22 protein-coding genes are annotated in these 25,489 nt (G+C 56.5%); 11 read left to right on the top strand and 11 right to left on the bottom strand.

What is annotated here, in order from left to right; translation table 11 throughout:
• Window positions 1-289: 289 nt before the first annotated feature.
• Entirely contained in the window at window positions 290-1,255 is a 966-nt protein-coding gene (locus tag QGM61_RS09660; RefSeq protein ID WP_281132824.1) for an integron integrase, read from the top strand.
• Between the two features lie 5 nt (window positions 1,256-1,260).
• Here QGM61_RS09660 and QGM61_RS09665 read toward each other — a convergent pair whose 3' ends face one another.
• From QGM61_RS09665 to QGM61_RS09705, 9 genes are all read right to left on the bottom strand, one after another.
• On the bottom strand, window positions 1,261-1,677 hold the full coding sequence (locus QGM61_RS09665; RefSeq protein WP_281132825.1) for a GFA family protein: 417 nt from the start codon (window positions 1,675-1,677) through the stop codon (window positions 1,261-1,263).
• A gap of 121 nt (window positions 1,678-1,798) precedes the next feature.
• Window positions 1,799-2,086 carry an antibiotic biosynthesis monooxygenase family protein gene (locus QGM61_RS09670; RefSeq protein WP_237132380.1) on the bottom strand — a complete coding sequence of 96 codons (288 nt, stop codon included), beginning with the start codon at window positions 2,084-2,086 and terminating at the stop codon, window positions 1,799-1,801.
• 200 nt (window positions 2,087-2,286) lie between these two features.
• Complete coding sequence (locus tag QGM61_RS09675) at window positions 2,287-2,850, bottom strand: peroxiredoxin family protein (protein WP_237132381.1); 564 nt, start codon at window positions 2,848-2,850, stop codon at window positions 2,287-2,289.
• 92 nt (window positions 2,851-2,942) lie between these two features.
• Window positions 2,943-3,347 carry a GFA family protein gene (locus tag QGM61_RS09680; RefSeq protein WP_281132826.1) on the bottom strand — a complete coding sequence of 135 codons (405 nt, stop codon included), beginning with the start codon at window positions 3,345-3,347 and terminating at the stop codon, window positions 2,943-2,945.
• Window positions 3,295-3,585 carry a DUF2007 domain-containing protein gene (locus tag QGM61_RS09685; protein WP_237132383.1) on the bottom strand — a complete coding sequence of 97 codons (291 nt, stop codon included), beginning with the start codon at window positions 3,583-3,585 and terminating at the stop codon, window positions 3,295-3,297. The genes QGM61_RS09680 and QGM61_RS09685 overlap by 53 nt, the downstream gene beginning before the upstream one ends.
• Window positions 3,586-3,589: 4 nt before the next feature.
• Window positions 3,590-4,261: a LysE family translocator gene (locus tag QGM61_RS09690; RefSeq protein WP_281132827.1), complete on the bottom strand. Its 672-nt coding sequence runs from the start codon at window positions 4,259-4,261 to the stop codon at window positions 3,590-3,592.
• 52 nt (window positions 4,262-4,313) lie between these two features.
• Window positions 4,314-6,494: a DEAD/DEAH box helicase gene (locus tag QGM61_RS09695; protein WP_281132828.1), complete on the bottom strand. Its 2,181-nt coding sequence runs from the start codon at window positions 6,492-6,494 to the stop codon at window positions 4,314-4,316.
• Between the two features lie 153 nt (window positions 6,495-6,647).
• Complete coding sequence (glpQ, locus tag QGM61_RS09700) at window positions 6,648-7,661, bottom strand: glycerophosphodiester phosphodiesterase (protein WP_237132386.1); 1,014 nt, start codon at window positions 7,659-7,661, stop codon at window positions 6,648-6,650.
• Window positions 7,662-7,841: 180 nt separating this feature from the next.
• Window positions 7,842-10,268, bottom strand: coding sequence for a DUF5916 domain-containing protein (locus QGM61_RS09705; protein WP_281132829.1), 2,427 nt, complete (start codon window positions 10,266-10,268; stop codon window positions 7,842-7,844).
• A 217-nt stretch (window positions 10,269-10,485) separates the two neighbouring features.
• On the opposite strand from QGM61_RS09705, the gene QGM61_RS09710 reads away from it, so the two are divergent.
• On the top strand, window positions 10,486-10,641 hold the full coding sequence (locus tag QGM61_RS09710) for a hypothetical protein (RefSeq protein WP_237132388.1): 156 nt from the start codon (window positions 10,486-10,488) through the stop codon (window positions 10,639-10,641).
• 63 nt (window positions 10,642-10,704) lie between these two features.
• Here QGM61_RS09710 and QGM61_RS09715 read toward each other — a convergent pair whose 3' ends face one another.
• Both QGM61_RS09715 and QGM61_RS09720 read right to left on the bottom strand, forming a co-directional pair.
• Window positions 10,705-11,163: a hypothetical protein gene (locus QGM61_RS09715; protein ID WP_237132389.1), complete on the bottom strand. Its 459-nt coding sequence runs from the start codon at window positions 11,161-11,163 to the stop codon at window positions 10,705-10,707.
• The gene (locus tag QGM61_RS09720) at window positions 11,160-11,918 is read right to left on the bottom strand and encodes a cytochrome b/b6 domain-containing protein (RefSeq protein WP_237132390.1); all 759 of its coding nucleotides are present in this window, start codon (window positions 11,916-11,918) and stop codon (window positions 11,160-11,162) included. The genes QGM61_RS09715 and QGM61_RS09720 overlap by 4 nt, the downstream gene beginning before the upstream one ends.
• Window positions 11,919-12,371: 453 nt before the next feature.
• On the opposite strand from QGM61_RS09720, the gene gltB reads away from it, so the two are divergent.
• The 9 genes from gltB to metW all read left to right on the top strand — a co-directional run bounded on the left by gltB (window position 12,372) and on the right by metW (window position 25,489).
• Window positions 12,372-16,946 carry a glutamate synthase large subunit gene (gltB, locus tag QGM61_RS09725; RefSeq protein ID WP_281132830.1) on the top strand — a complete coding sequence of 1,525 codons (4,575 nt, stop codon included), beginning with the start codon at window positions 12,372-12,374 and terminating at the stop codon, window positions 16,944-16,946.
• Between the two features lie 32 nt (window positions 16,947-16,978).
• Window positions 16,979-18,439 carry a glutamate synthase subunit beta gene (locus QGM61_RS09730; protein WP_237132392.1) on the top strand — a complete coding sequence of 487 codons (1,461 nt, stop codon included), beginning with the start codon at window positions 16,979-16,981 and terminating at the stop codon, window positions 18,437-18,439.
• A 124-nt stretch (window positions 18,440-18,563) separates the two neighbouring features.
• Window positions 18,564-19,520 (top strand): ABC transporter ATP-binding protein, encoded by a 957-nt coding sequence (locus tag QGM61_RS09735; RefSeq protein WP_281132831.1) that lies wholly within the window; start codon window positions 18,564-18,566, stop codon window positions 19,518-19,520.
• Window positions 19,517-21,109 (top strand): ABC transporter permease, encoded by a 1,593-nt coding sequence (locus QGM61_RS09740; protein WP_237132394.1) that lies wholly within the window; start codon window positions 19,517-19,519, stop codon window positions 21,107-21,109. Before QGM61_RS09735 ends, QGM61_RS09740 begins: the two co-directional genes overlap by 4 nt.
• A gap of 32 nt (window positions 21,110-21,141) precedes the next feature.
• A complete protein-coding gene (locus QGM61_RS09745; protein WP_281132832.1) occupies window positions 21,142-22,182 on the top strand; it encodes an AI-2E family transporter in 1,041 nt (346 codons plus the stop codon).
• A gap of 68 nt (window positions 22,183-22,250) precedes the next feature.
• Window positions 22,251-23,060, top strand: a complete 810-nt coding sequence (proC, locus tag QGM61_RS09750) for a pyrroline-5-carboxylate reductase (RefSeq protein WP_281132833.1) — start codon at window positions 22,251-22,253, stop codon at window positions 23,058-23,060.
• A gap of 41 nt (window positions 23,061-23,101) precedes the next feature.
• Complete coding sequence (locus tag QGM61_RS09755) at window positions 23,102-23,680, top strand: YggT family protein (RefSeq protein WP_237132397.1); 579 nt, start codon at window positions 23,102-23,104, stop codon at window positions 23,678-23,680.
• Window positions 23,681-23,685: 5 nt separating this feature from the next.
• Window positions 23,686-24,885 (top strand): homoserine O-succinyltransferase MetX, encoded by a 1,200-nt coding sequence (locus tag QGM61_RS09760; RefSeq protein WP_237132398.1) that lies wholly within the window; start codon window positions 23,686-23,688, stop codon window positions 24,883-24,885.
• Window positions 24,875-25,489 (top strand): methionine biosynthesis protein MetW, encoded by a 615-nt coding sequence (gene metW / locus QGM61_RS09765; protein ID WP_237132399.1) that lies wholly within the window; start codon window positions 24,875-24,877, stop codon window positions 25,487-25,489. The genes QGM61_RS09760 and metW overlap by 11 nt, the downstream gene beginning before the upstream one ends.

Raw genomic sequence — 25,489 nt, forward strand, 5'->3', positions numbered from 1 at the left:
TATCATCATTCGAGCAGGCATGCATCAGGACCAAAGTTGTTAGCAGCAGTGAGTTGCGCATTGCTAGAGCACCTAACATTTGTATCGTGCGCACGCACGATTACCCAATTTTGCTGCACGCTAATTCACTACAGCTGTTTATTCCCGGCTTGCGCTAGTTCCTTTCTGACACCACAAAAATTTCTCAGCCTCAGCATTCGCAGTTCTGATTCACCGTGCGCACACATTACCTAGTTATCTGTGCTAGAACACTATTGCTGATAGTTGTTCCAATAACACTGAGGTTCCTATGCCAAGCCCGTTCATTGAAGAGATTCGTCGCGATATGCGTTTGCGCGGCTACGCGATTAAAACAGAAAAGACCTATTTACACTGGATTCGTCGCTACATTTACTTTACAGATCGACGCCATCCCGCAGAAACTGGCGCTAATGAGGTCAGAGAATTCCTGACTCACCTGGCTGCTGACAAAAAAGTTGCTATCAATACCCAGAAAATTGCCTTGAATGCGTTGGTATTTCTTTATACGAAATTTCTGAATATCGATCTTGGCGACCTCAACTTTACACTCGCAACCAAGCAGCGTCACCTTCCATCCGTATTGTCCCCAATTGAAGTCCAACGCGTGCTCTCACACTTGGAGGGGCGCAATAAACTTATCATTCAGCTCCTGTATGGCAGCGGGCTGCGCGTCAACGAGGCGCTCCGACTGCGTGTCAACGACATTGACTTCGAGTTGATGACCATAACAGTTCATGACGGCAAGGGGCGTAAGGATAGAACAACATTACTCAGCACCAGTCTCATAACGCCACTAAAAGCTCACATTGACCAGGCTTTGCTTACACTCAAGATCGACAACGAGAAAGGTCTTGGTCCGTCGCTGCCTACCGCGCTGGCTAAAAAATATCCGAATGCTTACCGAACCGCTGGGTGGGCCTATCTGTTTCCGGCCTCAGGCTACAGCGCCAACCCTTACGACGGTACACTGTGCCGCCACCACCTGCACGACTCCGTTGTCCGCAAATTCCTGGCCATCGCCGTACGACAGGCCGGCATGACACGCAAGAAGATCAGCTCCCATACCTTTCGCCATTCTTTTGCAACCCACCTCTTGCAGAATGGCGCTGACATCCGGACGGTCCAGGAGCTGCTGGGACACAACGACATCAGCACCACGCAGATCTATACACACATCCTGGGCAGTCATTACGCGGGAACCGCCAGTCCACTGGATCGGCTTGGGTCCCGGTAACCCGCTCAACTCACACCAAACTTCTCAAACACCTCTTTCTGCGTCAGCTTCGGCGTGTCATTGGCGAAGTCATAGTACGCGGGTTTCTTATCGATGAAGATCTGCTCTTTCATGCTGAAACCGCCGGTGTCTTTGAACAGGCCGGCCGGGATAGCGTAGTTGTTGTGTTCCTTCATGCGGTAGTAGAGATGGGTGCCGCAGGATTTGCAAAAAGCGCGCTCGGCCCACTCGGAGGAGCTGTAAGCACTGACATTGTCGGCACCGCTGACCTCTGGTTTGCCGGTTGGCATCAGCGCCAACAGCGGGCCGCCGCCCCATTGCCGGCACATGCCGCAGTGACAGGCTTCAATGTGCCCTTCAGTAGGCACGGTCAGGGTGACTGCACCGCACAGGCAGCTTCCGGAAACGGTTTTTGAGGTCATAGTTGATACTCCGCACAGGGTATTAATTAAGAGGTTTCTGCGAATCCAGGCACGCTACCGCCCTGCGGGTGTACCGCATACTTGGGCCCGTGCGTGATGACGGACAATATCAGCTCGGCATCTACGCGGCGTAACTACGCCCGATTTCAGCAATCTGCACGGAATAGGAGCTGTACCAGCGTTCGCGGCCCAGCTGCTGGGCGGTGCGATGTTCGGGGTGGGCCTTCCAGGCCAGAATATGCTCTTCGGAAGGCCAGTAGGAGAGTGCGATTTCGGTATCGCCTTCATTGACCGCGGTGAATTCCAGACACCCAAATTCGGTCAGGGCAAGTTCGCGCAGACGTGCTGCCGTGGCTGAGTACAGCTCGTCGGCCTGTTTGACCGTGGCGCGAAATATGACAACAAACACAACCCATTCTCCCTGTTTTCGCCAGACCGTGAAGCCGGGCGTGATTGTGTTTCCTGTTTAATAGAATCCCTGTGACTTTGCAATAACCCAAAGGGCTGATACGTGACGAATGAGCGCCATTTCACGTTTATTGCCGGGTTAATCAAAATGTCGAAGACCACACACCTTGGTGTGGCCTCCAAACTGGGGCTGATTTGCGTTTACAGCTCGCTCGCCGCCTGCAGCACGTAGTCAAAGTCTGGTCGGTCGCGGTAGTCCGCCTCCGCGAACTTGGCCAGCACAGTGCCGTCCGGGCTAAGCACAAAAATGCCAGGATATGGGATACCGTAAGCACGACTGCCGGGCTCGTATTCGGTATTCAGGATGCCGAGTGCGCTGACGTGGGTGGCATCTTCATCGCGCAGCAGCGGGAAGTCGGTTTCGTAGTCGATTTCGGCGCCCTGCAGCGTCTCAAGTGAATCGTAGGTCATTGTCGCCACATTGAATCCCAGGGCTTCAAACTCGTCGGCCACATCCACCAGCTGCTGCAGCTGGGCGATACAGTAGGGGCACCAGTCGAAGGAACGGCTGAGCACCAGCACCAGGCCTTTCTCGCCACTCAGCTCAGCCAGCGTCTGAACGTCGCCATTCTGATCTGGCGCACTGATCGACGGGATCTCGCTGCCCACCGGAAAGTCCGGCGCCCAGACAAAGTCCTGTGCCATGGCGGATATGGAGAAAAGTGCGAGTAGGGCAAGGGTCAGTGAGTGATACAGCCGTTTCATGTCGCCTCCAGAGGGCAGAGTTATTGTTAAGTGTTATGTCTGGACGGCCATCGGCTGGCCAGCCTGTAAACTAAGACCTGATTGAGCTCGATTTATTGCTTGCGATCCGAAGGATGATTGACGCCATCCATGGTGGGCACCTCACCCAGATCTTTGGGATTCACACCCTCCAGGCAGCCGACATTGAATCCATACTCATTGGGGTCGGAGCGGCGCTGGTGATGTGTATAAATGCCGCACCGGGAGCAGAAGTAGTGGCGCGCAACCTGGGTGTTGAACTGATACAGGCTCAGCGCGTCTTCACCTTTGACGATGCGGATGGCCGGCAGGCTGGTGGTGCCCATGATCGCACCGCGGCGGCGACAGAATGAACAGTCGCAGCGGCGCGGAGAAACGACGCCGTCGGGCAGGTGCAGCTCTATCTGCACGGCGCCACAATGGCAATTAAGCGTGTGATATTCCTGAATCGGGGTCGGCCCAATCTGCTTGATACTCATCGGTATCGGCTCCTTCCTTAAGGGCCTCCGCCTGGCTGTCGTAGCTGCGGATGACCTGTTCTGCGGCATCGATGTCATCGTCCTGCACATAGACCTCGGCAAAACCCTGAACGGCCAGGTCGCCCACAGCACCCTGCAGGTAGTGACCACCCACATGGGGCTCAATACCGTGCGAACGCAGCAGGCCGGCAACTATGTGGGCTTCCATGATGTCAGCGGCGTGGTAGATGATCTTCATGGCCCTAGTATCGCAGAATGACCAGCCCGGCTGCCACCACCAATAGCAGCGCGGCCAGGCGGTTCAGCCACGCGGACCAGAAGGCAAATCGTGGATCGCCTGCCAGCAGTTGCCCTGCCCTGGCCACCAGTGCCGCATAGACGAGTTTGACGCCACCAACACAGATGATGGTAATCAACATGATGAGCAGCACATCCCAGAACGTGATAGCGGCAACATCCACAAAGGCAGGGAAAAAACCAAGGTAAAACAGCACGGCTTTCTGATCGCCCAGCGTCAGCAGCAGTCCACTGACAAAGCTGCCACGCAGTGAACCGGACAACTTTACAGGATGAGAAGGTATTGAGGATTCAGGGGAAGGAGTGGTGGCCATATGCGAGTCAGCAGCGCTGCGCCACAGCCCGAGGGCCATCCATAGCAGATAGGCGGCTGCCAGAAATTTAAGCCAGCTGGCCCAGCCATTGGCAGCATTGAGCAACAGGGTGACACCAAACAGGGCAATCAGGATGAACAGCAAATCGCCGGCAACCACGCCAGCACTTACGGCGGCGCCGTGACGAAAGCCACCGGCCAGCGCTCTGGAGGTTACGGCGAGCACGCTGATGCTTGGCAGGGCTGCCAGCACCAGCATCGCGCTTATCAGGGCCAGCGCCCCGGCAAGGTCCAGCGTCAACACATCAGGCCCCGGAAAAAATGCTCAGGGGCCCAGTCTAGCAGACTGCGATGAGTTATTTACTGCCTCGGGCAGGCGAGCGTCGCTTGCCCTTGTCTTTGTCGACACGCTTTTTGGGCGCGCCACGCTTTTTCTCTTTGGGCTTGTCAGCGTTGAACTTGTCGCCGCCAAACTTGCTGCCCTTGCTTTCGGATTTGAACTTGTCGCCCTTGAAGCCGCCCGTTTTGAAGCGATCGCCACGCGGTTTGTCCGAATCCGGTTTGTCCGCTGAGCGGTCGAAGCGTGGACGGTCAGTGCCCGGCTTGCTGTCGGCGAAGCGGTCCTGGCGCGCCGCACGAGGCGGACGCGTGGGTTCTGTGAATGCTTCACGACGGGGGCCTGCCGAACGTGGCTTGCGGGCACCCTCAGGACGCGAGCGACGACCACGATCAGGCGCCGGGCCAGATGCCACACGCTCCAGATTCAGAGCCTGGTTGCACACGCGGGTGCGCTGCAGGGTCTGGAATACTTCATCAGGCATGCCAGTCGGCAGATCGATGGTGGTGTGATCATCAAATATCTGGATGCGTCCGATATAACGACCTTCGATGCCGCCTTCGTTAGCGATGGCACCAACAATCTCGCGCGGCGTGACACCATGGTCGTGCCCCACTGCCAGACGGAAGTGTTCCATGGGCACATCATCACCATCACTGAAGTCACGCTGCTCGCGGCGCTTGCGTGGCGCACGTTCACCAGCGTCGTCGCCTTCCAGCAGGCTGCCAATGTACTCATCACCTGTCGGGACTTTGCTGCGTGGCTTGCGGGCAGGCCGCTCGCCAGCGAAATCGTCACCAGCAGATTGTGTGCCTCTTGACGCTTTTTCTTTGAAACCCTTGCTCGTGCCGTAGCTGGTTTCTTTAACTTCTTTAAAAGATGGCTCCAGCGGTCGGTCTTTCTGCAGCAGGAAGGCCATCGCGGCTGCGGCATCTTCCAGCGAACACTCATGTTCCTGACAAAGATCGGCGATCAGACTGCGGAAGAAATCCAGGTTGTCCTGTGCCAGTGCATCAGCAATGGTCTGCTTGAACTGCTGGCTGCGCTTCAGGATCAGATCGCCTCTTGTCGGCAGCTCCATCCGCGTGATCTTTTTACGCGTGGTGCGCTCGATTGACTGCAGCATACGCTGTTCGCGTGGTGCTACAAACAGAACCGCCTTGCCGCTGCGGCCGGCGCGACCGGTACGACCAATACGGTGGACGTAGGCTTCGTTGTCGTAGGGAATATCGTAGTTCATCACGTGGCTGATGCGCTCCACATCCAGGCCGCGTGCTGCCACGTCGGTGGCTACCACGATATCCAACTGGCCGTTCTTTAACTGCTCAACGGTGCGCGTGCGCAGCTGCTGGTTCATGTCGCCGTTCAGGGCCGCGGCAGAGAAGCCACGTGCGTTGAGTTTCTCGGCCAGCTCCACGGTGCTGTTTTTGGTACGTACGAATACGATCATGCCGTCGAAGTCTTCGACTTCCAGCATACGGGTCAATGCGTCCAGCTTGTTGGTGCCCTGCACCAGCCAGTAGTACTGATCGATATCAGAGTTGGTGCTGGTTGCGCTTTTGATGCGCACTTCCTGCGGGTCGTGCAGGTATTTTTCGGCCACGTTACGGATGGGCGGCGGCATGGTCGCGGAGAACAGCGCTACCTGGCGGGTGGACGGTGTCTGCTGAAGGATGGTCTCGACATCGTCGATGAACCCCATACGCAACATTTCGTCAGCTTCATCAAGCACCAGCGTGTTGATTTTTTTCAGATCCAGTGAGCGTCGGTTCAGGTGATCGAGCAGACGGCCGGGGGTTGCTACCACCACGTGCACACCACGACGCAGAGCCTGCAATTGTCGGCTCATGTCCTGGCCACCATAAACTGGCAGCACATGAAAGCCTTTCAGGCCTTCGGCGTAAGTCTGGAACGCTTCGGCCACCTGGATGGCCAGCTCACGCGTTGGACACAGCACCAGTGCCTGGGTTGACGGATTAGTTACGTCAATCTTGGCCAGAATCGGCAGTGCAAATGCGGCTGTTTTGCCGGTGCCGGTCTGGGCCATGCCCACAATATCCTTTCCTTCGAGCAAGGCAGGAATTGTAGCCTGTTGAATAGGCGAGGGTTTTTCATACCCGACGCGCTCCAGTGTTTTTAACAGGAATGCGGGCAGATTGAGCTCGGCAAAGCCGAGATCGGGCGCGGTGGTGCTGGACATAATAGGTGCCTGCTGGCGTGACGTGCGGTAAACGAGGATATTCTACAAAAAGGGCGCGCAGTGTACAGCAATAAGTAAGCAGGCGAAAGCGATTTCCTAAAAGGGGGCGGAGGGATTTAGGTCGCTAAATCCCTCCGTCCCCTTTAACGGGCCTTATCTCTCGTTCAGATAGTCCACCGCTTTGTCCGGAAAATCGGTGAACAGCCCGTCAACATTGGCCTCGAACAGGAATATCTCCAGCAGGTGTTCAAAATTGTCGGCGTAACCGGGCACCTGACCGTCATCAGCCCGGAAGGTATAGGGGTGTACTTTGAGCCCAGCCTGATGGGCATCACGTACCAGCGAGCTGATCTGAAGATTGTTGGGCGTCGACTCATAGCTGATGATCATGCCTTTTTCCGGGCCGATGCCATCAGCGTACTGCGCCAGCTCACGCATGCCGCCGGGTGCCAGCATCCAGGCATAGGCCTCATCATCGCCCATCAGCTGCACCAGCTTCAGTTCGATATCCAATGCCGGCAGCACTTCTTCTTTAACACGCTTGAGTTCATCAAACTCGAAGGTCTGCACGTATACATTACTGTCCTTGCTGGTGTAACCAAAGCGCTTCAGCTCGCTGAGCACGGCCATGCCAATATCCTTGCCGTGTTCATGGTGAAAGGCAGGTGACTTCAGCTCGGGGTAGATACCGACATCGCGGCCAGTTGAGCGGTTCAGCCCCTGAATCATCTGCAGCTGTTCGGCAAAGGTGTGGATGGTGAAGGTGGACTGCCACAGCGGGAAGCGCTGCGGGTAGATCATCTCTTCTTCGCCGGCATCATTCAGGCGGTAACCCTCGGTGACACGCAGCTGACGCAGCTCTTCCAGCGTGAAATCAATAACATAGTGACGTCCATCGTCGCGGGCGCGGCCCGGAAACTGATGCCGCACATCGGTGTTACGGTCCAGCGTCAGGTCGTGCCAGACGATCAATTGATCGTCGCGCGTCATGACCACATCCTGTTCCTGGAAGTCGGCGCCCATGGCGTAGGCCATGGCAGCCGCCGGCAGGGTATGCTCGGGCAGGTAGCCACTGGCCCCGCGGTGCGCCACAACGACCTTGTCGGCAGCATCGCTTTGCGCCATGGCCGGTGCTAACGGCAGCACATTGCCAGTAATGACAGACATGAGCACAACCCCTTGCAACAATCGTGACATCGACCGAGTGACCATCAGTGTATCCTTTTTTCTATCTGAAAGTGGACTTTACGGAGCTGGCAGTCTACGACATTTTTTTGATGATTGGGTGACAGCGGCCGGCAGACGACCTGCCGCTGTCAGCCTCAGATGAGGCGGGCCTCTAGATCATCAACCATTACCCAGGCGATAACGCAGCTTCACCACCCAGGTGTCGGTAATGCGCTCGCTCCAGGAGTCGAACAGCAGGTCCTGGAATTCGGAACCCAGATCGCTAGGCAGGTTGCTGCCGCGCGTGTACACAATAAACAGGTCCGATAGCGGTGCAATCTCCCAACGATAACGCGCCTGGAAACTCATGCGGCTGACCGTAAAGTCATCGGGAGTCGCATCCGGCTTGGGCGTGCGGATCAGGTGCCGGACATCGGTCTGATCGATGCGATAGAACTTGTCTTCCTTGGCCTTGATACCGGTCCACTGCACCGCCAGGCGAAACTGCTGCTTGGAGTTGATGAAGTAGTTGGCGTTCCACTGTGGCGCCCACTCGGTGGCCCGGAAAGCCGTCAGCCGCGGACCACCCTGATGCACAAGCCAGGACTCACGATCGCGGTACTCCAGTTCCAGCTCGGTATTAAAGCGGTCATTGGGCTGCCATTGCACACCCACTTCGTAGCTCAGGTTACTGCGCTGCAGATCTTCCTGAGCATTGCCAAATCGTGCGCTGTAGCTTAACGGACGTGAGCGGTCGCTGCTCCACTCAAGATCGTAGGCCAGCCGGTGCGGGATCTTGAAGGTGCCGTTGCCACGGCTCAGACGATCGTCCACACGTGGCGGGAAATAGCGGAAGTTCATGTTCAGACTGGTATTGTCCAGAAAGGTCATGTTCTGGCCGAAGAACAGCCCAAGCCGCACTGGCCGGTCGTCGGTGTTCCACTGGTTAACGATCATCATGTAACGCGAGCGCGAACGAAGATTCTCAAGGCCCGACTCCGTGATGTTAAAACGGTAATCGAGCATCACATGGTCATTACGCTGCAAATAACCCACATCATTGATGTTGAGTGTGTCATCAAAGTAATTGCCAGTGAACGAGTGCTGAATACCCCGCGAGGGGCGGTAGTTAAGATCGAACAGCGCACCTGAACCTGTGGTGCCATTCACATCACTGTGCAGCACCTGGCCATCAAACACCCAGCGCGTGTCGGCGGAGAACCAGGAGACGTCGACGCCGTTTACAGTGGCGTCATGGTCCGGATGGCTCAATCGCGTGCCAATCCAGCCAAAGCCGCGACGACCACCGCCGCTGGTGTCCTCGTAGAGCAGACGACCGACAGCAAAGTCGCGACCGGTGGACTCCAGATTGACCTGATTGCCTGCGGCATCGCGGCCGCGCAGCGTCATATCGTCTTCGGCGGCCAGCAGGGTGCCATAACGCCAGTTACCCTGCGAGCCCGTCACTTTGGCAGCACCCAGCAGCTCGGTTGGTGCATTGCGCTCGGTCGGGCTCACTGAAACTCCGGCGGGGGTATCGATCCAGGGTGCCGCACCTATGCGGCGGGTATTCAGCACGGTGATCGGACCGAAGGGGCCACCACTGGCGCGCGGGCCTGCACGAAAAATATCCTGACCCTCGAGGAAAAATGTCCGCTTCTCCGAGAAAAATGTCTCGAATGCGCTTAAATTCACAACAATATCGTCTGACTCAACGGTACCGAAGTCTGGATTCAGCGTTGCCGATACCTGAGTATTGGAGGTCGGTCGCCAGTAAATATCGGCGCCCACACGCGTCTCGGACTCGTCGGTAATATTGTTGTAGGTCGCGGAAGCATAGGGGTAAAAGGTGAACTGCGTGCTGGGATCAATACCGGCCACCGAGAACTTCTGGAATGCCGACAGGTATTCCGGATTGGTCTGCGGCAGCGCCGGCCAGGACCAGGTTTCGTTCAGGTGGGTCACCATGCGCTCGGTGTAGATGCCAATCTCGCGCACCTCACCGGTCTGCGGCAACTGCATCATGCCCCAGGGAATGAATATCTCGGTGGACCAGCCATTCTCCAGCTCTTGAGTCACAGCATTCCAGGGACCATCCCAGTCACGGCTGATCTGCTTCTCGGGCAGAATCGTGCCATCAGAGAAAGTGCCACCCAGGTTTATGCGCAGGAAATAGCCGTACAGGCCCTGACCTGAGGTGTCGATGGAAATCACATAACCATCACGCTGCACGCCTTCGTCCCGCGAACTCATGCGCGCTACCAGGGTGTCTGGATCCTGATAGTTCATGGCGCCGACGTAAATACCGCGGTCGTTGTAGAAGATCCGTGTTTCGGTGCGCATCGACGCGGGCGCCAGCGTATCCGGGTTGATCACGCGCATGCCATCGTAGGCAGGGAGCGTATTCCAGACAGCTTCATCCAGGGCGCCATCCAGCTCGATATTGGCGGTATCGCTGTCGACCTGGGTCAATGGCAATACACCTTCTGCCGTCGGATTCTGGGCGTAGGAGTGGGTGGAATAAGCCGCTGCGCAGATCGTCAGCACGGTGATGCTGGCAAATGTGGCAGGCAGGCGCAAAGAAGTGATGGATATGGGTGATATCACTGCGGGTTCCCCGATTATTTTCATTATGGTTTTTGAAAGCAGGGCGAGTATATCAGCAAGTTTTGACGAGGCTGACCGCCTGATTATCAATTAATGCCCGCGGTTTCACTTTGTTACAGATGCGCCCCGGATTGCCACAAAGTCCAGCAAATTATGCCGGGCATTTGTTGTCACAATTGTTGAACCCGCTAAAACCCAAGGTAGTAGAGGTCCTGAAATGCGATTATTTAAACGTCAGATCAATCCGATTTTTGTGGAGGAAGAAGATTACAACTGGGGCAACAAACGCGGGGGCGCCGGCAAGTGGCTGTTATTGTTGCTGACTGTGGGTATCGCGGTGGGCGTGTTATACGTGCAGGTAGGACAGATTTGACAACAGCCAGCCACTGACACCGACCGAAGTCGATGTCAGTGGCTGATTAGCTGTTTTATCAGATCAGGAGTCGGATTTCGGCGCGGCAGCGTTAACTGCCAGAGATGCGTCGAATGCCGGCTTGGCTGGCTCCGAGCCCGCAGACTCGGATACTGGTCGGAACACTTCGCTGTAGAGGAAGAAATCGGTCAATACGGCGCGCAGATGGATTGACGCGTTCAGATTATCGATCAGCTCTGAACTCATCTTTGGCTGCGCCAGCACAAAGCTCAGAGCCGCGCTTGCCTTGCGGATATCATCCGCAATCACCTGCTCGTACTCATGCTGTGAACTGCCGTCGTTGATTGCCGCCGCAACATTCTGCATGGCCTTCAACATGTCTTTCAATGTTGGCCGTGCGTGGGGCGGCGGATAACTGTCTTCATCATGTGGCGGTCTTCCCTGCGCGGCGTAGGCCAGCAGGAACTCGTAGCCGCTCTCAACGACTTCTATTTCTTTCTCAAGATCTTTCACGTCTATCACTCAGCCTCTGGCTTCCACTTGCTTGCGTCATGGTTCTGCTTCATTTCGTCCTCAGAGATCCAGCCCTTCACCATGGAGCGGGTGTAGAAGATCTTCTCAGGACGCAGTGCGAAGTAGATATGGATGGCGGTAAAGGCAACCAGGGCCAGCGTCGCCAGGCCGTGCAGCAGGAACATCAGACCCAGCTGGGCTTCATCCTGCACCGAGGGACGTGCCCAGAACGGTGAGTTGATGTTGGTGAACAGAATCACACCCGTTACGATGACCAGCAGTACCAGCACTGTCATGGCCCAGTGCATGCCCTTCTGCTCGAAGGAGTACTTGCCCGGCTTGCGGCTTTCATCAAATGGTTCGGCAAAATCGGACGGCGTCAGCAGCATGGACTTGAAGTCCTGCCAGAAGGTGGCGCGGATAATGTGGAAGATGACCACAAATGTCAGTATCAGGCCGGCAATCCAGTGAATGTTCAGCCAGGCGAAGCGCACGCCGAGAATTGGCATGACACCGGTGGCGATCAGAACCAGCACTGATGCGGCCATAATCCAGTGAAAGGCGCGATCGATGGCATCGTGACGGCGTACTTTGGGGCCTTCGGCTGAGGGCTTGGCTTTACGCTTGGCCAGTGCCGCCATAACGATGGCGTGACCAGCCAACAGCAGCAGGGCCGCGACTGCGACAACCCACAACAGATCCCAGGCTACACCCAGAATGACCTCGTCACCCCAAACGTCCCGCTTGTTTCTTATAATTTCCACGTGATATCCCCTCAGCTGTTAACTTGTGCTTATTGTTGATGTGGGCAGATTCTCTTTATTTCCTGTCACGTTGATTGTCGGAAAACAGAGGCGCTATATAGAAGGCGAAGAGTAATCCAGCTGCCCCGTTTTATCAAGACAAAACCTGCGACACTACGTCACCCTGACACCCACAAACCCAAGCACGGTGCGGCCCGCTAACTTGACATATTCTGTTTGAGTGGTATTGTGTCCAGCCCCCGTAAAACAGCGTAACGTGTTTTAGGACCGTCTGGAACTTGCCGGACACGCAGTCCGGGGTGCAGGCAATACACCGAGCCGTGCAAATCAATAATGTCTAATTCACGCATCTCCCTGTCAGCAGTGCTACATGATGCAGCGTATGTGGGGGAGGGTTCAACGGTGGCCGGAAGAGAAACACTAAAAACGAATTAAAGAGACGTAGCGAACACTATGACTGATCAAGCCCAATACCCCCACATGTTTGGCTTTCCGGAGAAGACCGGACTGTATGACCCGGCCAACGAGAAAGATTCCTGCGGCGTAGGCTTTGTTGCAGACATCAAAGGTCGCCCAAGTCACCAGATCATGCTGGACGCCTACCACCTCAACTCCCGCATGGATCACCGAGGTGGTTGCGGCTTTGAAGCCAACACCGGCGACGGCGCCGGCATCCTGATGGCGCTGCCACACACATTCTTTGCCGAAGTTGCTCAGAACGAGCTCAACGTTACTCTGCCAGAAGCAGGCAAGTACGCCACCGGCAATATTTTCCTGCCCCAGAACGAGAAAGAGCGTGAGTTCTGCCGGGAGACGATCAACAAGATCATCGCCGAAGAAGGCCAGACGCTGCTGGGATGGCGCGAAGTGCCCACCGATGCTGAAGGTGCCGATGTCGGCCCGGCCGCCCGTATGGCGCAGCCCTACATCGCTCAGCTGTTCATTGGCGCTGCAGATGGTCTCGATAAAGAGGCGTTTGAGCGCAAGCTGTACATCATCCGTAAGCGCTTTACGCACAAGCTGCGCGGCGACGCGTCGCTGAGCCAGGCAAAAATGCTGTATGCCTGCAGCCTGTCGACCAAAGTTATTGTATATAAAGGTATGTTGACGCCCGGTCAGCTGTTCCCGTTCTACAAGGATCTGACCAACCCCGGCTTTGAAACACACCTGGCCATGGTGCATTCACGTTTCAGCACCAACACCTTCCCGTCCTGGGACCGTGCCCAGCCGAATCGCTTCATGAGCCACAACGGTGAAATCAACACCCTGCGCGGCAACGTCAATCAGATGGTGGCACGTGAAGGCACGCTGCACACTGACTTGTTTGGCGACAAGCTGAAAGATCTGTTCCCCATCATCGACTCTGATGTCTCTGACTCCGGCTCCTTTGACTCGGTACTTGAGTTCATGCTGCTGTCCGGCCGTTCGCTGCAGGAAGCGGTGATGATGATGATTCCGGAAGCCTGGCAATCGGACGTCAACATGTCGCAGGACAAAAAGGACTTCTACGAATTCCACAGCGCACTGATGGAGCCGTGGGACGGTCCAGCTTCTATTGTATTCTCCGACGGTCACTACATTGGCGCCGTACTGGATCGTAACGGTCTGCGCCCCAGCCGTTACTACGTGACCCACGACGACAAGGTCATCATGGCCTCTGAAGTAGGCGTGGTACAGGTCGATCCGGCCAACGTTAAGGAAAAAGGCCGTCTGCAGCCAGGCCGTATGTTCCTGCTGGACTTTGAACAGGGCCGTCTGATTCCGGACGAAGAGCTCAAGCACAGTATTGCTGCCAAACGCCCCTATGGCGAATGGCTTGCCAATCAGAAGATCACGCTGGACATGCTGGCCGACGGCAATGAGGCGCACTCGCTGGATTCAGATAACGTGCTGCCGCGCATGCAGGCCTTCGGTTACACCACCGAAACCATGCAGTTCATGCTGCTGCCAATGATCACCGAAGCCCGTGACCCGCTGGGTTCCATGGGCAACGACTCGGCGCTGGCCTGTCTGTCTGACAAGCCACGCATGATATACGACTACTTTAAACAACTGTTTGCACAGGTCACCAACCCGGCGATCGACTCGATCCGCGAAGAAGTGGTGATGTCCCTGGAATGCTTTATCGGTCCGGAAGGCAACCTGCTGGAAACCACCGAGCAGCACGCCCACCGCCTGAGCCTGCAGCACCCGATTCTGTCAAACAAACAGTTGCAGACCATCCGCCGCATGGACCATAACGGTCTGCGCAGCAAAGTGGTTGATATCACATACGACATCAATGCCGAAAATGGATATCAGGCCGGTCTGGATCGCGTCTGCCAGGAAGCCAGTCAGGCCATCGCCGATGGTTTTGCCTTTGTTATCCTGTCTGACCGCAAGATCGGCAAAAACCGCGCTGCGATCAGCGCCCTGGTGGCCACCGGTGCTGTGCATCACCACCTGATTCGCACCCACGAGCGCACCAAGATCGGCCTGATCGTCGAGACTGGCGAAGCGCGTGAAGTCCATCACCACTGTCTGCTGGTGGGTTATGGCGCTGACGCCATCAACCCCTACATGGCCTTTGAGGCGATCTGGCAGGCACAGCTGGACGGCCTGCTGGGTAAAGATTATCCCAACGAAAGCGACGTGGTTTACGCCTACAAAAAAGCAGTTGCCAAAGGCATGTTGAAAGTCATGGCCAAGATGGGCATCTCCACACTGCAGTCATACCGTGGCGCCCAGATCTTCGAAGCTGTAGGTCTGGCGTCTGACGTGATTGATCGCTGCTTTGTGGGTACCGCCAGCCGTGTGCAGGGCGTGAACTTTGACACCCTGGTAGAAGAGACCGAGCGTCGTCATCGCCTGGGTTACCCGGAAAAAGACGAGAACCGTATTCCGGTCCTCAACAACCCGGGCGACTTCCACTGGCGCAGCGGCGGCGAGAGCCATATGTGGGATCCGAGTGCCATCTTCAATCTGCAGAATGCGGCGCGCACCAACAGCCCGGACGCCTACAAGGTATTTGCCAAGTACACCAATGAGCAAACCACGCGCGCCTGTACACTGCGTGGTCTGCTGAAGTTCCGTGCCGATCAGAAAGCCATTCCGCTGAATGAAGTGGAACCGGCCAAGGAGATCGTCAAGCGCTTTGCCACTGGTGCGATGAGCTTTGGCTCCATCTCACAGGAAAGTCACGAGTCACTGGCAGTCGCCATGAACCGACTGGGCGGCAAGTCCAATACCGGTGAAGGCGGTGAAGATCCGATCCGTTTCAGCCCGATGGCCAACGGTGACTCCAAGCGCTCGGCGATCAAGCAGGTCGCATCCGGCCGCTTTGGCGTGACCATCTGGTATCTGAGCAACTCCGACGAGATTCAGATCAAGATTTCCCAGGGCGCCAAGCCCGGTGAGGGCGGCGAGCTGCCCGGCGGCAAAGTGGATGAACAGATCGCCCGTATTCGTCACTCGACGCCGGGTGTAGGGCTGATTTCTCCGCCCCCGCATCACGACATTTACTCCATTGAGGACATGGCTCAGCTGATCCATGACCTTAAAAACGCTAACCGCCAGGCCCGTATCAGCGTCAAGCTGGTATCGGAAATCGGCGTCGGCACCATTGCTGCTGGTGTTACCAAGGCCAAGACTGACCACCTGGTCATCGCCGGCCATGATGGCGGCACCGGTGCCTCACCGCTGACCTCCATCAAGCATGCGGGTCTGCCCTGGGAGCTCGGTCTGGCAGAAACACACCAGACACTGGTTATGAACAATCTGCGTTCACGCGTTGCGCTGCAGACCGACGGCCAGCTGAAGACCGGCCGTGACGTCGCCATCGCTGCGCTGCTGGGTGCCGAAGAGTACGGTTTTGCAACCGCGCCGCTGGTCACGCTGGGCTGTATCATGATGCGTAAGTGTCACCTGAACACCTGCCCGGTGGGCATCGCGACTCAGGATCCTGAGCTGCGCAAGAAGTTCAAAGGCAAGCCTGAGCATGTAGTTAACTACCTGTTCATGGTGGCTGAAGAAATGCGCGAGATCATGGCCAGCCTGGGTATTCGCACCGTCAACGAAATGATCGGTCGCGTCGACCTGCTGGAAAGCGATGTGGCTGTAGACCACTGGAAAGCTCGCGGCCTGGATCTGAGCAACATCCTGACGCCCGCCAAGGCAGTGTTCCCGAATACTGGTACTTTCTGTTCCATGGAGCAGGATCACGGCCTGGACAAGGCACTGGATAACCAGCTGATCGAACTGGCCGCACCTGCGCTGGAGAAAGGCGAGAAGGTCAACATTGAGCTGCCGGTCATCAACATCAATCGTGTGGTTGGCACCATGCTGTCCAACGAAGTGGCCAAGCGTTTCGGCGAAGAGCAGCTGCCGGAAGACACCATCAACATCAAACTGAATGGTTCTGCCGGTCAGAGCCTGGGCGCCTGGCTGGCCAAAGGCATCACCATTACGGTTGAAGGTGACGCCAACGACTTCGTCGGCAAGGGCCTGTCGGGTGGCAAGATCGTGATCTATCCACCCAAAGAGAGCACTTTCAAGCCGGAAGAGAACATTATTGCCGGTAACGTCAATCTGTATGGCGCCACCGGCGGTGAAGCCTACTTCCGCGGCATCGTGGCCGAGCGTTTTGCGGTGCGTAACTCTGGCGCCAGCGCCGTCGTCGAAGGTATCGGCGATCATGGCTGTGAATACATGACCGGTGGTCGTGTGGTCATTCTTGGCAAAACCGGCCGTAACTTTGGCGCCGGCATGAGTGGCGGTATCGCCTATGTCTGGGATCAGGACAAAGACTTTGAGCGTCAGTGCAACATGGAGTCGTTTGAACTGGAACCAGTCCAGGACGCCACCGACATTGAAGAATTAAAAACACTGATCAGCAATCACCTGCGTTACACCGGCTCGACGGTGGCGCAGCAGATTCTGGATAACTGGGACGCATCGCTGCAGCACTTTGTGAAAGTGATGCCGACCGACTATAAGCGTGTGCTGGCGGAAATGGCTGCCAAGTCACAGACCCAGGCAGTGGCTGTCTGATACGTACAAAATTGCAAAGATAAGGTTTTAACATGGGTAAACCAACCGGTTTTAAAGAGTTCGAGCGCAGCACGGTTCCCTACCGTGCGCCGGCAGAGCGACTGCTGGACTACAAGGAAATTTACACCGACCCGGCGGAAGAGCACCTGCAAACGCAGGGCGCACGCTGCATGGACTGTGGTGTTCCATTCTGTCAGTCTGACAACGGCTGCCCGGTATACAACCTGATCCCCGAGTGGAACGATCTGGTCTACAAGGGTCAGTGGCGCGATGCGCTGGATCGGCTGCACAAGACCAACAACTTCCCGGAGTTCACTGGACGAGTATGTCCAGCGCCGTGCGAAGGTTCCTGTGTACTGGGTATCAACAACCCGCCGGTCACCATCAAGAACATTGAAAACGCCATCATCGACAAAGGCTTTGAAAACGGCTGGGTACGGGCGAATCCACCTAAATTCCGCACCGGCAAAAAAGTCGCCGTGGTCGGCAGTGGTCCCGCCGGACTGGCTGCTGCAGCGCAGCTGAACCAGCACGGTCACGAAGTGACTGTCTATGAGCGTGAAGACCGCATCGGCGGCCTGCTCATGTACGGCATCCCCAACATGAAGCTGGAAAAAGATGTTGTTGATCGTCGCGTCAACCTGCTGAAGGAAGAAGGCATCAAGTTTGTCACCGGCGTAAATGTTGGCGGCAAGGGCGTTAATGGTCTGGACGTCAGTGAACTGCTGGATAAAGTCGACGCCCTGTTGCTGGCTACTGGCGCAACTACTGCACGTGACCTGAAGATCCCGGGCCGTGAAGGTGATGGCGTGCATTTTGCGATGGAGTTCCTGACTGCCAACACGCGCAGCCTGCTCGACTCTGAGCTGAAAGACGGCAACTACATCAGCGCCAAAGGTAAGAACGTGATCGTCATCGGTGGCGGTGACACCGGTACCGACTGTATCGCAACATCTCTGCGTCACGGCTGCAAGTCGCTGGTCAATTTCGAGATCATGCCCAAGCCGCCGCGTGAGCGTCCGTCGGATAACCCCTGGCCGCTGTGGCCAAAGATCTATCGCGTTGACTACGGTCATGAAGAGGCCGCCGAGCGCGATGGCAACGACCCACGTGTTTACTCCATCAGCGGCAAAGAGTTTGTCCGTGATGAAAACGGCAAGCTGCTGGGCATCAACACTGTCGAAGTGGACTCCAGCTTCAAGGAAGTGCCGGGCACAACCAAGTTCTGGGAAGCCGATCTGATTCTGCTGTCCATGGGTTTCCTGGGGCCAGAGCACTACATCAGCGAGCCGCTGGGACTGGAACTGGATCAGCGCTCCAACTACAAGGCTGAATACAAGAGCTTCCGCACCAGCCACCCCAAGGTGTTTGCTGCTGGTGATTGCCGCCGTGGCCAGTCCCTGGTGGTGCGCGCCATCGACGAAGGTCGTCTGGTAGCAGAAGTCATCGATCAGCAGCTCACAGCCAGCCAGCAGGAAGCCAAAGCCAGCTGAGTTGTCTGACTGAAGACGCCTTATCCGGCAGCTGCGGCTGCCTCAGCAAAGGCTGTCATCCTCGCGGATGATGGCCTTTTTTGTGAGTGACATTTTTGCCACAAGCGTGTGCTAAACTCGACGAATGAGCACACCGGTTCTGACGCTTGAAAACGTCACTAAACGCTATGGCGACTTTACCGCAGTCGACCAGATAAACCTGAGCATACCGCAGGGCTCTGTCTATGGTTTTCTGGGACCCAATGGGGCCGGCAAAACCACCACTATCCGCATGATTCTCGACATCATCCGTCCGGATACTGGCCATATCGATGTGCTGGGCCACCGTTCGGCCATGGATGTGCGTCACCGCATCGGTTATCTGCCCGAAGAAAAGGGCCTGTACAAAAAAATGAAGGTCTGGGCCATCATCAGCTACTTTGCCACGCTGAAGGGTATGTCGCGCAGTGCTGCCCGCCACAAGGCATTTGAGTTGCTGGAGCGCTACGGTCTGAAGGACTTTGCCGAATCCAGCATCGAGTCATTGTCCAAGGGTATGGGCCAGAAGGTGCAGGTATTGGCCTCCATTGCCCACGAACCCGAGCTGGTCATTCTGGATGAGCCATTCTCCGGACTGGACCCGGTCAATCAGGAAGTGCTGGAGCAGCTGATCAAGGACCTGTCGGCTAATGGTCAGACCGTGATTTTCTCCACGCACATCATGCAGCATGCCGAACGTCTGTGTCAGCGCCTGCTGCTGATTACTCAGGGCCGCAAGGTGTTTGATGGCACCGTCAGTGAGGCACACGCCATCATTCCGCGCCGCGTTGTACTGGAAACGCGAGGTGATATCCATTCGGTACGCCAGCTGGACGGCGTATTGTCGGTTCAGGAGCAGCCTCCAGAGGACGGCAGCACCAGAGCCAACGGGATTCGGCAATGGGAGCTGTACGTAAAAGAACAGGCCGACCCGCAACAGATACTGCAGCACTGCTTTGAGAACGGAGTCTCACTCAGTCGCTTCGATTTCACTCAGGCCAGTCTGCATGATGTATTTGTGCATCTGGTTGGCAAGGAAGCCCGGGAGCATAATTTTAGATGAGAGTGACGCTGCTGATCGCCTGGCGCGAGTTCATGGAAAACGTCAAAACCAAGGGCTTCTGGATTGGCGTCCTTCTGGTGCCAATTGTCTTTTTTCTGATCTTCCATATCTCAAGCCGCCTGGCCACCGCCACACCGACGCGCTATTTCATGCTGATTGACCAGTCTGGTGAGTACGGCGGCGCGGTCGCCACGGCCATCAGCCGCGAACACCAGCGCCAGGTCATGCAGGAGTTCATGCGCTATCTGCAGGCAAACCGCGTTGATATGGGCGGCGCACCGCCGCCACAGGCGCCAGCAAACCAGCTCGATCAGCTGCTGGATGATTTTGGCAATGACGAAGTGTCTGCGCTTGATGACTGGCTGAGCAACGGCGGCCTGGACATGGCGCTGCAGATGGCCCGGCCCTACCTGCGCGAAGATGCACCGCCCTTCACGCCGCCACGACGACAGTTCATTGCCATTGATCCCCCAGCCGATCTGGACACCAGTGCGCCACCGCAGACCATTGTGGAATACATGCGCCCCTATCTGAATGGCGAGCGACGCCTGCAGCACGACGGGACCGCCGTACCCCTGTTTGCCCTGATTCTGGTACCTGCCAATGTGGCCGGTGATGTGGTGCGACCTGACTCGCTGGAGCGCCTGATGTTGTCTGACGGTACGCCCAGTGGCGTTCAGTACTGGGCTGCCAACCTGACTGATACCCGCTTGCCGAATGCCATTCAGGCCAGTCTCAACAACACCATCCGCCAGCAGGAGTTTACCGCACAGGGCATAGACATTCAGGCCGTGCGCGACATTCAGAGGACCCGGCTGCCATTGAGCCGTCTGGATCCCGGCAAACAGCTGGGTGAGGCCGAGGTCAGCATGGCTGACACTTTCCGGCAGTGGGCGCCGATGGGTTTTGTGTATCTGATATTCATCTCCCTGATGCAGAGCGTGCAGTACCTGCTCAGCAATACCATTGAAGAAAAATCCAATCGCATTATCGAAGTGCTGTTGGCCTCGGTGACACCTGGCGAGTTGATGATGGGCAAACTGCTCGGCATTGGCGCCACTGGCATTACGACCATCCTGGCCTGGATTACTTCGTTTTTTGTGTTTTTGCAGCTGTACCAGACGGTTGAAACGGCCGCCATTGTGCAGATTCTTGACGTGCTGCTCAGCTCTGACCTGATCCCCTACTTTGTGTTCTATTATCTGTGTTGTTACGCGCTGTATGCGGGCATCTTCCTCGCCATAGGCAGTCTCTGTAATACGCTGAAGGAGGCCCAGAGCCTGATCATGCCGCTGATCATGATTCTGATCGTGCCGGTGCTGACGATGAGCTTTGTCGCTCAGGACCCCAACGGCACCATGGCCCGCGTCATGTCCTGGATTCCGCTGTTCACGCCATTTACGATGATGAACCGTGCCGCCGCTCAGCCACCCATGGTGGATGTGGTGGGAACAACCATTGTGCTGGTACTGACCACGATTGCTGTGTTGTGGCTGTCCGGTCGTATCTTCCGGCAGGGCATTCTGCGTACTGGACAACCGCCGCGTATCGTTGAAGTGTGGCGCATGTTGCGACGACGCCGTGTATAAAAGGCCTACAGGCCAAGTGAGGACTCACCATTATGCGTGAAACCATGGAGAACCGCGGTTTTCTGGTGGTGCTGGCGGGCATCTCAGCGGCGTTTCTGTTGATCTTGCTGCCGTTCTGGAGCGCCATCTTCTGGGCCTGTGTCATGAGTCTGCTGTTTAATCCGCTGCAGCGTCGCATGGTCCGCATCTTTAAGGGACGGGAGTCACTGGCAGCCCTGGTTACGCTGCTGCTGGGCATGGTGCTGGTCGTCATCCCGGTAATCGCCATTGTGTTTGCCTTCATCAATGAGGGCGCCCAGCTATACGAGTCTATCGAGAGCCGGGAAATCAATCCGTCGGAATTCATTAACCAGATCGGCACCGCCGTGCCCATCCTGCCCGAACTATTACAACGTCTGGGCATCGACACCTCCAACCTGCGCAGCTATCTGTCCGAATCGGCCGTGGGTCTGAGTCGCATCATTTCTCAGGAAGCGCTGGTGGTGGGTCGCAACACGGTTGCCTTCACACTCAATCTTGCCCTGATGCTGTATCTCACCTTCTTCCTGCTTCGCGATGGCGAGACCATCGTCAACTGGATGCGCAAAGCCCTGCCTCTTAACGAAGATCGACGGCAGGTCTTGTTCAGCAAGTTTGCGGAAGTTTCCCGCGCCACCGTTAAGGGCAATCTGGTGGTCGCCATCGTGCAGGGTGGCCTGGGCGGTTTTATATTCTGGATGCTGGACCTGCAGGCGCCGGTGCTGTGGGCGGTGGTCATGGCCTTCCTGTCACTGGTGCCCGCAGTGGGTGCCTCGCTGGTGTGGATACCGGTGGCGATATACATGTACGCCACCGGCGACTGGATGAAGGCCTCGATACTGGTTGCCTACGGCGCCGTTGTCATCGGGCTGGCAGACAATGTGCTGCGCCCCATACTGGTTGGTCGCGATACCAAGTTGCCCGACTATATGGTGCTGTTTTCCACACTGGGTGGCATCGCACTGCTGGGCATTAACGGCTTTGTCATCGGCCCGCTGATTGCGGCGCTGTTTCTGAGCTTCTGGAGCATTTTCAGCAAGGAATTTAACGGCTGAATGCACTTGCCGCCCTGCTGCGCTAGAATAGCCGCTTGATTGACTTACAACCCCGGGGAACAGCCGCTTTGAACCAACGCCAGATCAGTTTTATTGGCGCCGGCAACATGGCAAACAGCCTGATTCGAGGTCTGCTTGCCAAAGATGTGCCCGCGCAGAATATCGCCGCTACCGACATCGACAGTGACAAGCTGGCCCAACTCGCCAGCGAGTGCGGCATTCGCACCGGTGATACTTCCTCTGTCGCCTCCGAAGCCGATGTCATTGTGCTGGCCGTCAAACCACAGGTGATGGCCAGTGTCTGCGCAGCGCTGCGTCCGCTGATTGGTAAAAAAGACTGCCTGATTATTTCCATTGCTGCCGGCATTCCGGTCAGCTCGCTCGCCAGTTGGCTGGGTGACGACAGGGCCATTGTCCGCTGCATGCCCAATACACCTTCGCTGGTGGGCGAGGGCGCCACAGGCCTGTTTGCCAATGCCCGCTGCAGCGAACAGCACCAGCAACTGGCTGGCGACATCATGGCGGCCGTTGGTATTGCCTGCTGGCTGGATCAGGAACAGGACATCGACGCTGTCACGGCGCTGTCCGGCAGCGGCCCGGCCTACTTCTTTCTGATGATGGAAGCCATGGAAAAAGCCGGTACGGCCATGGGCCTGACTGCCGAAACGGCACGGCAGCTCGCCATTCAGACCGCCCTGGGTGCTGGTAAACTGGCTGCAAACAGCGATGTCCCGCCGGATGAACTGCGCCGGCGCGTGACCTCGCCAGGTGGAACAACCGAACAGGCTGTGCTGTCATTCCAGCGCGACGGCTTTGAATCCATCGTTGAAACCGCCATGAAAGCCGCGCAACAACGCGCTGCCGAACTGGCCAAATAAGTTCAAATTCAACAGACACGAAATAGCGGGACAGGATAAACATGAACACTATCGGCGACATCGGAACCTTGCTTGTCAGTACGCTGGGCTCACTTTATCTGATGGCTATCCTGCTGCGATTCCTGCTGCAATTGTCGCGCGCTGACTTTTATAACCCGATTACACAAATGATCGTGCGCTTCACCGATCCGGGCGTGCAGATTTTCCGCCGTATCATCCCGGGTATCCGCGGCATTGATCTGTCATCGCTGGTGCTGGCCATCGTGTTTCAGTGCGCAGCCATGTACGCACTGATCTTTCTGGCCGGGCTGCAGTTCCCGAATTTTGGCCTGATTCTGACCTGGGGTCTGGCGGGAATACTCAGCTTCATTCTGAATATCTATTTCTGGGGCATGCTGATATCCATCATCGCCAGCTTCATCGCGCCCTTCAGCGGACACCCGGCACTGGTGCTGGTCCGACAGCTGACTGAACCGGTCATGGCACCGTTCCGGCGCCTGCTGCCGTCCATGGGTGGCCTGGATCTGTCACCCATCTTTGTGTTCCTGGCCATCCAGATCATCCGCATTGTGCTGATCATTCCGGTCCAGGCCAATCCACGCTTCGTGCTCGGACTCTAAACACAATGCCCGACGTGTTACCCGAAAATTCTGTGGGTCTGGTGACGCCACAGCTTTATCATTTTGATGAACCGTTGCCGCTGCGCAGCGGCAAAGAGTTGAAGGCCTACGACCTGATGGTCGAAACCTATGGCGAACTCAATGCCGAGCGCAGCAATGCCATTCTGATCTGCCACGCCCTGAGCGGCGACCATCATGCGGCCGGTTATCACAGTATGGATGACCGCAAACCAGGCTGGTGGGATGTAGCGATCGGACCTGGCAAACCCATCGACACCAATCACTTTTTTGTGGTGTGCCTGAACAATCTGGGTGGCTGCGCCGGCAGCACGGGGCCGGCCTCCATGAATCCGGATACCGGTACCTGGTACGGCCCCGATTTCCCGGTAGTCACTGTGCGCGACTGGGTTAACAGTCAGGCACGCCTGGCCGACCGTCTGGGCATCGACAAATGGGCTGCAGTCATTGGAGGCAGCCTGGGTGGTATGCAGGTAATGCGCTGGTCCATCAGTTATCCCGAACGCGTCCGTCACGCCATCATGATGGCTGTGGCACCAAAACTGTCGGCACAGAACATCGCGTTTAATGAAGTCGCTCGGCAGTCGATCACCGCCGACCCTGATTTCCATGCCGGGCGCTATCGTGAACACAACACGCTGCCCAAGCGTGGTGTGATGCTGGCACGCATGGTCGGTCACATTACCTATCTGTCGGACAGTGCCATGCGGGAAAAATTCGGCAAGGCGTCCGAGCAGCTGAAACAGGCGTCGCTGAACCTGGGCCGTGATCTGCGTGCGGGCAAGCTGAGCTTTGGCTTTGATGTCGATTTCCAGGTGGAAAGTTACCTGCACTACCAGGGCGAACGCTTTTCTGAGACATTTGACGCCAATACCTATCTGCTGATGACCAAGGCACTCGACTATTTTGACCCCAGCGTCGACTACGACGGCGATCTGAGCAAGGCATTCGCCAACAGCGATTGTCGCTTTATGCTGGTGTCGTTCAGCACTGACTGGCGCTTTCCACCGGAACGTACCCGGGAGATTGTCACCGCATTGCTGAAGGCCGGCAAACAGGTCAGCTACCTGGATATCGAAGCCGATCAGGGTCATGACGCATTTTTATTGCCAGTGCCACGCTACATGCAGGCACTGACCACCTATCTTGATCGCGTCAAGCTGGAGATCAGTTCTCATGCGGCCTGATCTCGACATTATTCAAAAGTGGATTGAACCTGGCAGCCGGGTGCTGGACCTGGGTTGCGGCGACGGCGCCCTGCTGGCCTACCTGCGTGATAGAAAGCAGATCCACGGCATCGGCCTGGAGATCGACAACCAGAAGATCAACGGCTGTCTGGACAAGGGAATCAGTGTCATTCAGCAGGACCTGAACAAGGGACTGCAGAATTTTGAGTCGCAAAGCTTTGATACTGTGCTACTGACCCAGACACTGCAGGCCGTGCATTTCCCCGACAAACTGGTCGACGAGATGCTGCGCATCGGCAAGAACTGCATTGTCACCTTCCCCAATTTTGGCAACTGGAAGAGCCGCGCCTACCTGGCGTTCAAGGGGCGCATGCCGGTTTCTGACTTTATGCCTTATGAGTGGTTCGACACACCCAACATCCATTTTTGTACGGTAAAGGATTTTGACGAATTCTGCCGCAGCCGCGATATCGATGTGATCACCCGAACAGTGGTGGACATCAAACATCGTGACAGCTGGATTATTCGCGCCTTTCCCAACCTGCTCAGCGAAATTGCCATCTATCATTTCAGTCGCAAACCTGCCAAGTCCGAGGCTGCCTGA

This window comes from Pseudohongiella sp. SYSU M77423, assembly GCF_029911965.1.
Lineage (GTDB): Bacteria > Pseudomonadota > Gammaproteobacteria > Pseudomonadales > Pseudohongiellaceae > Pseudohongiella.